Origin of the sequence: Bacillus litorisediminis (assembly GCF_022808645.1) — a bacterium.
GTDB classification, from domain to species: Bacteria; Bacillota; Bacilli; order Bacillales; family JC228; genus Bacillus_BF; species Bacillus_BF litorisediminis.
In genome coordinates, this window is the sequence record NZ_JAKZKT010000075.1 from 1 (window position 1) to 10,632 (window position 10,632).

12 protein-coding genes and 1 riboswitch are annotated in these 10,632 nt (G+C 38.2%); of the genes, 11 read left to right on the plus strand and 1 reads right to left on the minus strand.

The window, feature by feature from the left end; genetic code table 11:
- Nucleotides 1–136: 136 nt before the first annotated feature.
- The 5 genes from MLE14_RS21085 to MLE14_RS21105 all read left to right on the plus strand — a co-directional run bounded on the left by MLE14_RS21085 (nucleotide 137) and on the right by MLE14_RS21105 (nucleotide 3,941).
- A complete protein-coding gene (locus MLE14_RS21085; RefSeq protein WP_243300380.1) occupies nucleotides 137–1,342 on the plus strand; it encodes an alanyl-tRNA editing protein in 1,206 nt (401 codons plus the stop codon).
- An 86-nt stretch (nucleotides 1,343–1,428) separates the two neighbouring features.
- A complete protein-coding gene (locus tag MLE14_RS21090) occupies nucleotides 1,429–2,154 on the plus strand; it encodes a sigma-70 family RNA polymerase sigma factor (RefSeq protein WP_243300381.1) in 726 nt (241 codons plus the stop codon).
- Between the two features lie 28 nt (nucleotides 2,155–2,182).
- On the plus strand, nucleotides 2,183–2,764 hold the full coding sequence (gene clpP, locus MLE14_RS21095) for an ATP-dependent Clp endopeptidase proteolytic subunit ClpP (protein WP_243300382.1): 582 nt from the start codon (nucleotides 2,183–2,185) through the stop codon (nucleotides 2,762–2,764).
- Between the two features lie 335 nt (nucleotides 2,765–3,099).
- Nucleotides 3,100–3,417, plus strand: coding sequence for a DUF3892 domain-containing protein (locus MLE14_RS21100; protein ID WP_243300383.1), 318 nt, complete (start codon nucleotides 3,100–3,102; stop codon nucleotides 3,415–3,417).
- Between the two features lie 134 nt (nucleotides 3,418–3,551).
- A complete protein-coding gene (locus MLE14_RS21105; RefSeq protein ID WP_243300384.1) occupies nucleotides 3,552–3,941 on the plus strand; it encodes a hypothetical protein in 390 nt (129 codons plus the stop codon).
- An 89-nt stretch (nucleotides 3,942–4,030) separates the two neighbouring features.
- Here MLE14_RS21105 and MLE14_RS21110 read toward each other — a convergent pair whose 3' ends face one another.
- On the minus strand, nucleotides 4,031–5,020 hold the full coding sequence (locus tag MLE14_RS21110; protein WP_243300385.1) for a DUF4003 family protein: 990 nt from the start codon (nucleotides 5,018–5,020) through the stop codon (nucleotides 4,031–4,033).
- Between the two features lie 99 nt (nucleotides 5,021–5,119).
- Here MLE14_RS21110 and MLE14_RS21115 point away from each other — a divergent pair, with 99 nt between their 5' ends.
- From MLE14_RS21115 to MLE14_RS21140, 6 genes are all read left to right on the plus strand, one after another.
- Entirely contained in the window at nucleotides 5,120–5,977 is an 858-nt protein-coding gene (locus MLE14_RS21115; RefSeq protein WP_243300386.1) for a patatin-like phospholipase family protein, read from the plus strand.
- A gap of 83 nt (nucleotides 5,978–6,060) precedes the next feature.
- Nucleotides 6,061–6,206: riboswitch (cyclic di-AMP (ydaO/yuaA leader) on the plus strand.
- A 95-nt stretch (nucleotides 6,207–6,301) separates the two neighbouring features.
- Nucleotides 6,302–7,630, plus strand: coding sequence for a TrkH family potassium uptake protein (locus MLE14_RS21120; protein ID WP_243300387.1), 1,329 nt, complete (start codon nucleotides 6,302–6,304; stop codon nucleotides 7,628–7,630).
- A gap of 315 nt (nucleotides 7,631–7,945) precedes the next feature.
- Nucleotides 7,946–8,140, plus strand: a complete 195-nt coding sequence (locus tag MLE14_RS21125) for a hypothetical protein (RefSeq protein WP_243300388.1) — start codon at nucleotides 7,946–7,948, stop codon at nucleotides 8,138–8,140.
- Nucleotides 8,141–8,310: 170 nt separating this feature from the next.
- The gene (locus MLE14_RS21130) at nucleotides 8,311–8,760 is read left to right on the plus strand and encodes a MarR family winged helix-turn-helix transcriptional regulator (protein WP_243300389.1); all 450 of its coding nucleotides are present in this window, start codon (nucleotides 8,311–8,313) and stop codon (nucleotides 8,758–8,760) included.
- A 114-nt stretch (nucleotides 8,761–8,874) separates the two neighbouring features.
- The gene (locus tag MLE14_RS21135; protein WP_243300390.1) at nucleotides 8,875–9,813 is read left to right on the plus strand and encodes a ring-cleaving dioxygenase; all 939 of its coding nucleotides are present in this window, start codon (nucleotides 8,875–8,877) and stop codon (nucleotides 9,811–9,813) included.
- Nucleotides 9,814–9,832: 19 nt separating this feature from the next.
- A complete protein-coding gene (locus MLE14_RS21140) occupies nucleotides 9,833–10,438 on the plus strand; it encodes an alpha/beta hydrolase (RefSeq protein WP_243300391.1) in 606 nt (201 codons plus the stop codon).
- Nucleotides 10,439–10,632: the final 194 nt, after the last annotated feature.

Sequence of the window (10,632 nt, forward strand, 5' to 3'; positions counted from 1 at the left end):
GGGCAAAACAAAAAGAGTGAGGGAGCCGAAAGGCAACCACTTTCCTATAGGAATCCAATAGATCCCCAGTTGTCCGGATCAACTGGAAATTCTACTAGAAAGAGCTCTTACTACTAATATACGAGGAGTAAACCAAGTGGAAACTAAATTGTATTACCAAGATCCATACCTAAAGTCATTTAAAACGGAGATTGTGAATCAGCAGCAAGATGAACAGGGAAACTGGTATGTTCTTTTACAGCAAACGGCCTTTTATCCGACTGGTGGAGGACAGCCTTTAGATACTGGTACACTGAATGATATACCAGTGACAGCGGTGGAAGATAGGGAAGGAGAAATCCGTCACTATCTGGAGAAACCCATACCCGACATTTCTCAGCCGGTAATTGGTCAAATAGACTGGGATAGACGCTTTGATCATATGCAGCAGCATGCAGGGCAGCATATTTTATCCGCTGCATTTGAGGAATTGTTCCACATGAAAACTGTCAGTTTTCATCTCGGCACAGAAGTATTAACGATTGACTTAGATACCTCAGAGTTAACAGAAGATATTGCTCTTCAAGCGGAAAATTTGGCTAATCAAATCATTTTAGAAAATCGCCCAATTGAGACGAAATGGGTGACTGAAGAAGAGGCAAAGAAATACCGTTTAAGAAAAGAATTATCAGTAACTGACCAGATTCGCCTTGTGATTATCCCGGATTTTGATTATAACGGCTGCGGAGGGACACATCCTAGTTCCACGGGTCAGGTTGGATCGATAAAAATTTTAAATTGGGAAAAACAGAGGAAAAAAATCAGGGTTCAGTTTGTCTGCGGCAACCGCGTTCTGAAACAATTACATAAAAAACAGAAGGTTTTAAATGAATTAAGTCAGATTCTAAATGCTTCTGAATGGCAGGCAGTAGAAGCGGCCAGGCGTCTGCTGGATAAGAATAAAGAACTAGAAAAAAGCTTAGGACAGGCTCAGGAACTCCTTATACAACAGGAAGCGATTCAGCTATTAGAAGAAACAAAATCTGTTGCAGGGAATACTGTTATAACGAAAGCATTTATAAACCGGCCATTAAAGGAACTGCAAAACATGGCGAGGCTCATTGCTGAAAAGAATCGTGAAGTCATTGTTGTTTTAACAGCTAAAAATCAACACCAGCTGCAAATGGTGTGTGCTTGTGGAAGTGAAGGAAAGCTAGATTTAAAACAATTGGGAAAAGAAGTATTTCCTCTTATAAATGGAAAAGGTGGAGGCAATTCTTCTTTTATACAGGGTGGCGGTGAGACATACCTTTCCCAAGAGGAATTTATTGATATGGTTTTAGAGAAAATCAGGCAACTGTAAGCGATAATAAAAAAATTATGTACCCATATCTTTTCACTCCTCTCAACCGTTTATAAAATAGAGAGGTGCATAAGGAGTGATCAAACATGCGTGATGAACTAAAAAAAGCGGATAGTAAGAATAGCAATCATCAATTGGAGGAAACAATGGCTGCCCTTTATCCAAAGCTTCAGCAATATTGCCATTTTCTGTCTCAAAATCAATGGGATGGAGATGATTTGGCTCAAGAAGTGGCAGCCAAAGTATTCGACCGCTATAAATACAACTCTAACATCAGTCCTGCTTTGTTACGTAAAATGGCATATAACCACTGGATAGATACGGTTCGTAAAAAGAGATATGAAACTCTGACCGAACTAAATGAGCTAGAACTTATGAAGAAACATGAGTCTTTAGAAACTTCCATCGAAGTCATTGAATTTTTGATGAAAGAATTAACACCCAAGCAGGCAGCAATGTTTTTGCTAAAAGAGGGGTTTCATTTTCAAATAAAGGAAATCTCAGAGATTTTTGGATCCACCGAAATTTCGGTAAAGTCGATGTTATATCGGGCAAGGAAAAGGATTGAATCCAAGGACATGGAAAGTGACAGTGACAATGAATCTTCCGCACTAAGCTATTGGCATGAGGATGAGCAGGAACAAATATATGAACTTTTTAAAACTACGATCGAAACGCAGGATCCATCTATTCTGATAAAAGCGATTCCATTCATCCGCTTGTTTGATTCTGAAGCAAACGTACCAAAGCTTGTTATGAAGAAACATTGGACTCTTTATTCTCCTTCAAGCACTCTCTCAATGGCTGCATAGCCAATCAGCTTAAAAGGAGGAAATACTGATGGGTACCATTCCATATGTTATTGAACAGTCAAATCGGGGGGAACGTTCCTATGATATTTACTCCCGCTTATTAAAGGACCGAATTATTATTTTAGGTGATGAAATTAACGATCAAGTTGCCAATAGTATTGTGGCCCAGCTTTTATTCCTGGCAGCCGATAATCCTGAAAAAGATATTTCTTTGTACATTAACAGCCCGGGCGGATCAACCAGTGCCGGCTTCGCCATTTTTGATACGATGCAATATATACAGCCTGATGTAAGAACGATTTGTACAGGAATGGCTGCATCCTTTGGGGCAATGCTGCTTTTAGCTGGAACGAAAGGAAAACGTTTTGCTCTTCCAAATAGTGAAATCATGATCCATCAGCCGCTTGGCGGGGCGCGAGGGCAAGCAACCGAAATTGAGATATCCGCTAAGCGAATCTTAAAATTGCGGGAGCATGTCAATCAGATTATTGCACAACGAACTGGGCAACCGCTCGATAAGGTCGCAAAGGATACAGACCGGGATTATTACATGACTGCCGAAGAGGCAAAGGAATATGGGATTATTGATGAGATAATACGGAGATCATGAGGAATTTTAAATTCCGATTCATTGAGGTTTTTTGCGGACGCTGGTTCCATTAATTAAGAAAAAATAGGTCTTTTTCGAAATTAAAGGACATAGGTTCCGTTATTAGGCAAAAAAAAGCCATTTCCTTTAAAAATGCTTCAATAACGGATCTGATGTCCTCAAATTTTTTAGATGCCCATTATTTATTAGGGATAACGGATTCCATGTCCGTTTCCCAGTTGATACTGCATCAACAAAGACGACCATAATTGAATATCAGTGCCTTAACCAAGAAAAAACATATTTCCGACTGGTTTTGTTCATACTAAACATATGTTCGGGAGGTGTTTTTTCTAATGGAATCGAAAAACTTTGAACAAATTTATGAAGAGTATAAAAATCAGGGAGAACAACAGGCACAAGCTGAAGAACCATTTGCCAATACAAACAGTAACAAAGAAGAAATTGTGGCTGTGCGTAAAAATGACGATGGGGACCTGATTGCATTTAAAACGAATACTGGCAGGGAATTGGATTACATCACAGCTCTTCAAGAAGCGAAAGCAGGGAACTTAGCCCATGTTGATGTTTTTCATAAATATGGAAGAGATATCTTAAGAAGTGAACCGGATGGAATTAAAGAAAACAATTTAGATAATTTGCCTTCTTTTTAGTTAATTGAATTCCCTTCACACTAAGACCGCTCTGAGTACTAAACTCGAGTGGTCTTATTCTTTTTTACCGACGCATATTTTCCTATCAATCTCAATAAAATGAACTAACGCAAATTGGGATTGGAGGATTGTACATGAGTAAGATAACTAAAGAAATGTTAATAGAATACGAGAGATTGAATCAAAGCAAGAAAGAAATTGAAGCACAGATGAATCACCTGAAAAAGTACTTCCACGCTTATTTTGATGAGACGGTTGGTGAAAACGAGAAGGGTGAGCTCGTCCTTGAAGGGTACAAGCTGCAGAGGCTAATCAGAAGCGTCGAGCAGTTTGATGAAGAGAAAACGGTTGAAAGGCTAGAAGAACTGAATATGAAAGATTTAATCCAAATTGTAAAACGTCCAGATGAAGAAAAAATTCATGCTGCTATTAATTTGGGCTTTCTAAAAAAAGAAGACATAGAAGAATGCATCCTCAGTAAAAAGACAGGAGCGATTTCTGTTAAAGCATTGGCGGAAAAATAGGGTTATAAAAAACATGAGATTTCTTTATTGGAATCTCATGTTTTTTATTAGACTCTGCTCAGCCACAATGTAGATAATCGCTAAAATCATTAACTCCCGCTGGATGATGCAGCCGTTACGCTTGCAAATGCTGCAATCATGGCTGCTTGCTGGGCTTGGATGATAGCTTCGATGATTGAATGAAAACTGGTTTCCATGAAGCTTGGATCTTCCAAACTGCCGCTTAAGGTGAGGTTGACCGCCATCATAAAATTCATATCCTTATGCCATTTGAATAGCTTATTTGTATTTAACTCCTTTGTAACGGTTTCTATCGTTTTGATTTGTTCAGTTCCATCTTCAATAAGCGCCAGCATTCCAATTTCCGGATAATGTGTGGACTTTGGTTTTCTCCCTAGTTGATTAAAGGTGTCCCATAGTTTCATACAGCGGCTAACTAATTCGTTCCTGTTTGTTTCATAGTCTAATGAAAGGATATGGCTTAGAAATTGCAGATCATTTCCTTTTTTAAAGCCATTTTCATGTAATTGATCGTAAAACTCTTCAATGAGATCGATTAGCTCATCAATGGGTTCCTTACGGTTGGCAACCATGACGGCTAGAGGGTAATCAGCTGCACTGGTTAAGAAATAGTGCTTTTTTTGCATTCCTTTGTATACTGCCAGCGCCCGTTCAATTTTTTCATTACGGTTACCCTGAGGATTCGCATCTTTTAATAGGGAAAAGGCTGAAATATAAGTAAAAGTACCTCTGCTAAAACCTCCTTTAACTAACTCTTCATACCATTCTATTAGCTCATCGAATTTCTTTTCTGGATTTTCAAAGTGAATATCGAGCATAGCTGCAGTTGTAAATCGCTGGTAAGATTTTAAAATGGAAAAAGCACCAACATTATTTTTGATATAATCACTTATTTGAAAAAATCTATCAGAATCAAATGACTTTTTGTTAACGACATACATAGATGCAATTAGCATTAAGGTTCGCTGATCAGCAACCTTCCACTTTAATTTTTCTTTTAGCAAAGTGTATATTTTGATATAATCAATTAGTTTTTGGTTAATCGTATCATAAATCATGCTAGCATCCCTCATTTCCTTATTGGTTTATTTTACGTTTTATAAGGAAATTGGTTTCAAAGTTCAATTAATATTTAGAAGACGGAATAGGGAGATACTATGGAAAAGATAGGACTTGTATTAGAGGGCGGGGGTTTACGGGGCGTTTATACAGCAGGTGTTCTTGAGTATTTTATGGAAAAAGATCTCTATTTTCCGTATGTAATCGGCGTGTCAGCAGGAGCAGGTATGGCTGCTTCTTATTTATCAAGGCAAAAGGGACGAAACTGGAAGGTTAATATTGAATTAGCGAGTGACCCTCGCTATGTTTCGTTTCGTAACTGGATACAAAAAAAAGAGATGTTTGGGATGGACTTTATTTTTGATGATATTCCCAATAAATTGGTACCTTTTGATTACGATGCGTTTTTAAAGGCCGAAGAACATTTTGTAATTGGCACAACTGATTGTGATACCGGAGAACCAGTCTATTTCAGCAAGACTGAACATGGTGAACATATGCTGACGATAATGCGTGCATCGAGTTCATTGCCATTCCTTGCACCAAGTGTAGAATATAATTATAGATACCTGCTGGATGGAGGTATTATTGATCCGATTCCGATCAGGAAAGCCCAGGCAGACGGAAATACCAAGAATGTCGTAATTATGACCAAACCGCCGCATTATCGAAAGAAAAGAAGTAAATTTATCAGGATTTTGAAATATATAAGCAAGCAGCATCCTAAAATCGGTGAGATTTTACAAACAAGGCATGAATTGTACAATGAGACTTTAAAGTATTTACAGTCGGAAAAAGAAAAAGGGAATGTGTTAATCATTCAGCCTAGCGAAGACATTTCTGTGGGCAGAATGGAGAGAAATCAGAAGAAATTAATTGAGTTATATGAATTAGGAATGAGAGATGCGGAAAGACTTTATCCTGGAATTCAATCATTTATCTCTCAAAAGCTCTAATATTACCATAATAAGATTATGTAAACTAAAAATAGATTGTTTACAAGATTCATATAGAGGAGTATTATATCAGCATCAGCATATAATCTTTTTCGCTTAATCCTAAGTGGAGCGGGGGACCCATTTTTTGCAGATGCCATTCTGTAAGGGGTGAATCCTTGTATAGGTAGGGTTACTTCCATGACCCGAATCCGACAGCTAACCTCGTAAGCGTAGTGGGAGAGGATGAGAACTATGTGTAAATGTATCAGACCATAGGTTTTTTTCCTGTGGTCTTTTTATGTTTATTTTAGCCATTTTCTCATTTGAAAGAAGGGAAATCATTTGAAATTCTTAAATCAGCATGTAAATCCTCCAAGATTATTGATTTTTATTTTGTTCTGTTTTATTTTGCTCGGGACATTTTTATTAAAGCTGCCAATTGCGACAACGCACTCGATATCTTGGATTGATGCTTTATTTACTGCTGCTTCAGCTACCACTGTTACAGGATTGGCAGTGATAGATACCGGCAGTTCCTTCACTTTATTCGGTGAGATTGTGATTCTTTTTTTAATCCAAGTTGGCGGTTTAGGAATCATGTCTTTTGCCGTTTTATTTTTCATTTTGCTCGGAAAAAAAATAAGTTTCAAAGAAAGAATGCTGATCCAGCTGGCTTTAAATCAAACTACCTTGGGCGGAGTAATCCGGCTCGTACTCCATCTATTCTTATTTTCATTAATCGTAGAGGGAATTGCAGTTATACTATTAGCCATAAATTGGGTTCCTGAATTTGGATGGTGGAATGGAATTTATGTCAGTATCTTTCACTCTGTTTCAGCGTTCAATAATGCAGGTTTTTCGATTTTCACCAATAATCTAATGGGATATGTTTCTGATCCTGCTGTAAATCTTATTATTTCCAGCCTGTTTATTATTGGCGGAATTGGTTTTACGGTTTTACTTGATATTTTTCAAAAAAGGCAATGGAGGAATGTATCTCTCCATTCAAAAGTCATGATTGTCGGAACCGTCCTTTTTAATTTATTTGCAGTTTTGCTCATATTTTCGTTGGAATACAATAATCCCAATACCCTTGGCAATCTGTCTGCTAGCGGAAAAATCCTGGGTGCTTTTTTTCAGGGAGTTTCTCCGAGGACCGCAGGATTTAACTCAATTGATATTGGCAGTATGGAGACATCGTCTATCCTGTTTATGATACTCCTTATGTTTATTGGAGCCGGAAGCGGATCAACAGGAGGCGGTATTAAATTAACTACCTTTTTCGTCATAGTATTAGCAGTCATTTCTTTTATAAAAGGCAGGGATGATATTACAGTATTTAGAAGAACTATAGATAAAGCGATTATTTTCAGGTCACTCGCGATAGCTATGATAAGTACTTTCATTATATTTATTGCCCTGTTTTTGCTAAATCTGACTGAAAGGGATACCCCATTTTTACATTTGTTATTTGAAGTTGTTTCTGCCTTCGGTACGGTGGGTCTTTCAATGGGGGTGACAGGATCTCTTACGTCATTAGGGAAGCTGATTATTATTTTTGTTATGTTCATTGGCAATATCGGACCATTAACCCTTGCCTTCTCACTAACTAAAAATAAGATCATCAAAATTAAATATAAATTACCTAAAGAGGACCTGTTGACGGGATGATTCTTAGCCTTTTTAGGTGATACACGTTAAACAAATGAAGCCACTTTTCTGTTTATTAAAGTTACAGAAATAGTGGCTTTTTTGCGGGGTTTATGTTGTTTGGCGGCTCAAGCTGATTTTCGGCAGGACTTAGGCAAATATGGATATTTAAATGACTTAAATAATCTAGGGAGATTGTCCCATTCAAATAACTGGATTTAGCATAATTTGATACAGAGCATATAAAACATAACTGGTTTACTCTTTAAGATTTGGGATTATGGCCAAGTTATATCTAATCCCTAGGAAAATGTATGATAAGGGAGGTTTTATAAGATGGGGCTTTGGAGATATCATGGACAAGCTGTTGACGTAATTGACCGTAATGGGAGAGTCTATAGAGGAATTTTTGAGGGAACCAATCAAACAAGAGGCCTTTTTCTTCGTTCTCGTTTCGGAAGAAGACGATTTTTCCCGTTTTTTATAATTGCCGCCGTATTTGTGGTTAGAGGAAGACGTAGAATTTTTTAAATAGTGATTAGAAATAAGTTTTCTGAGCTTAAAGAAAATCAGCTTTTCTTTAAGCTTTTTATGTGAATAAACGGTTTCAACAAAGACAGAATATGGATAGGTTGACACTCCAAAATTTTTACGTTACAATTATCTCGTATTCAAGATATCCGAATTAAAGGATGGTAGAAATGGATAAAACTTATAATCAGGATGTAGAGCTGTCTCTCAAGTTACTTGTTGTCCTAAATCGTGCACTAGAGGCAGTGAAAAATCAAGTAGTCAAGGATATTAAAAATTATAACCTGAACTTAACCGAATTTGCTGTACTTGAGCTTTTATATCATAAAGGTGACCAGCCTATTCAAAAAATAGGAGATAAGGTATTATTAGCCAGCAGCAGCATTACCTATGTCGTTGATAAGCTTGAAAAAAAGGACTTGATTGAGCGCAAGCCTTGTGCAACCGATCGGAGAATTACCTACGCGGCTTTAACCGAGAAAGGAAAAGTGTTTATGGACGAAATTTTCCCTAAGCATGCGACTTCCCTTCAGAAAATTTTTGCAGGGTTAGAAACAGAAGAAAAAGCTGCTGTGATTAACCAGCTCAAGAAACTGGGATATTATGCTGAAGGACTGTAATTTCCCATCAGTAATATTTCAATTTCAAACTGTTCGATTTCGTATTAAATAATAAAGTTTTGTTTTATTGGAAGATTAATAGTAAAAATACAGTTTTCAAAAGGAGCAGAAATTATGATAAAACGCACTGAAGGGATCCACCATATAACTGCTATTGTTGGAAATCCTCAAGAAAATGTTGATTTTTATGCAGGAGTTCTAGGCTTACGATTAGTGAAAAGAACGATAAACTTTGACGATCCCGGAACCTATCATTTTTACTTTGGCGATGAAGTAGGGAATCCGGGAACCATTATGACCTTTTTCCCCTGGCCAAATGCATATAAGGGGAGAATTGGCAGCGGTCAAGTGGGGGTAACTTCCTTTGTTGTGCCTACCGGGTCTTTTCCTTTTTGGGAAGAACGTTTAAAAAAATTCAATGTTGAAGTTACGAAAAGCAGCCGATTCGGGGAAGATTATCTGAATTTTGAAGATCCTCATGGATTGCAATTGGAACTCGTTGAAAGAGAGCCAGGTAAAAAAAGCGAGTGGAGCTTCGGAGAAGTAACATCCGAAGTGGCGATAAAAGGGTTTGGAGGAGCAACTTTGCTCTCAGCACGTCCAGCTTATACTGCCAAATTGTTGGAAGAGACGATGGGTCTTGAAAAAATAGGAGAAGACGGAGAGTATGTACGGTTTCAAGCAACGGCTGATATTGGCAATATCATTGATATGAAGCTTTCCCCTGTACCAAAAGGAATGATGGGAGCCGGTACTGTTCATCACATTGCATACCGAGCTAAAAATGATGAGGATCAGCTCGATTGGAAGTCTCATGTTGAAAGTGCCGGCTTCGGGGTGACACCTGTACAGCCAAGACAGTATTTTAATGCGATTTATTTTAGAGAATATGGAGATATTCTGTTTGAAATTGCGACTGATCCTCCTGGATTCACGCTGGATGAACCCCAAGATTCCTTAGGCGAAAAACTAATGCTTCCGGATTGGTATGAGCCACAGAGGGATAAAATTGAAAAAGTTTTGCTTCCATTTAAAGTGAGAGAATTAGACTAAAGTTTGAGGAGGACATCAAATGAAACACGTTTTTAATGAAGGTGCCGACAAAACAAAACCAACCCTATTAATGCTTCATGGAACAGGCGGAAATGAGTTTGACCTCCTGCCTCTAGCTGAACTTATTGATAAGGATGCATCTGTATTAAGTGTTCGCGGCGAAGTATTGGAAAATGGGATGCCGCGCTTTTTCCGTCGTTTAGCAGAAGGAGTTTTTGATGAAGAGGATTTGGTGTTTCGTACTAAACAATTACATGAATTTCTTGACGAAGCCGCTAATCAGTACGGTTTTGATCGGAACAACATTGTGGCAATCGGCTATTCCAATGGAGCTAACATCGCAGGTAGCCTGCTATTCCATTTTGAAAACAGTCTGAAGGGAGCGATCTTGCATCATCCAATGGTGCCAAGACGCGGAATCGAATTGCCAAATCTTTCAGGGGTTCCAGTGTTTATCGGTGCTGGTCAGAATGATCCAATTTGTCCTCCTCAAGAATCAATCGACTTACAATCATTGTTTGAAAACGCGGGCGCCAATGTTGAAATCCACTGGGAACATCACGGTCACTCTTTAACCCATACCGAAGTAATGGCAGCAGGTGAATGGTATAGAAAACATTTTTAAAATCGAGTAGGAGGCGCGTCACCGCGCCGACCTCTCACACCACCGTACGTACCGTTCGGTATACGGCGGTTCAATAGCTTAAGTATCGACGCTCATATAAGTGGTTTAAATCTTTTAACCCCCATTTTTTGAGCGTTTTGTTTTTAATTGCTTTCTGAAGCGTTTCACTAGCTGATATTCTCCAATATCCCTTT

Excerpts from the sequence above, each read along its gene's own strand:
- MLE14_RS21110 (WP_243300385.1), bottom strand. The coding sequence starts at position 5,020 with ATGATTTATGATACGATTAACCAAAAACTAATTGATTATATCAAAATA.
- MLE14_RS21100 (WP_243300383.1), top strand. The coding sequence starts at position 3,100 with ATGGAATCGAAAAACTTTGAACAAATTTATGAAGAGTATAAAAATCAG.
- MLE14_RS21105 (WP_243300384.1), top strand. The coding sequence starts at position 3,552 with ATGAGTAAGATAACTAAAGAAATGTTAATAGAATACGAGAGATTGAAT.
- MLE14_RS21140 (WP_243300391.1), top strand. The coding sequence starts at position 9,833 with ATGAAACACGTTTTTAATGAAGGTGCCGACAAAACAAAACCAACCCTA.
- MLE14_RS21135 (WP_243300390.1), top strand. The coding sequence starts at position 8,875 with ATGATAAAACGCACTGAAGGGATCCACCATATAACTGCTATTGTTGGA.
- MLE14_RS21090 (WP_243300381.1), top strand. The coding sequence starts at position 1,429 with ATGCGTGATGAACTAAAAAAAGCGGATAGTAAGAATAGCAATCATCAA.
- clpP (WP_243300382.1), top strand. The coding sequence starts at position 2,183 with ATGGGTACCATTCCATATGTTATTGAACAGTCAAATCGGGGGGAACGT.
- MLE14_RS21130 (WP_243300389.1), top strand. The coding sequence starts at position 8,311 with ATGGATAAAACTTATAATCAGGATGTAGAGCTGTCTCTCAAGTTACTT.
- MLE14_RS21115 (WP_243300386.1), top strand. The coding sequence starts at position 5,120 with ATGGAAAAGATAGGACTTGTATTAGAGGGCGGGGGTTTACGGGGCGTT.
- MLE14_RS21125 (WP_243300388.1), top strand. The coding sequence starts at position 7,946 with ATGGGGCTTTGGAGATATCATGGACAAGCTGTTGACGTAATTGACCGT.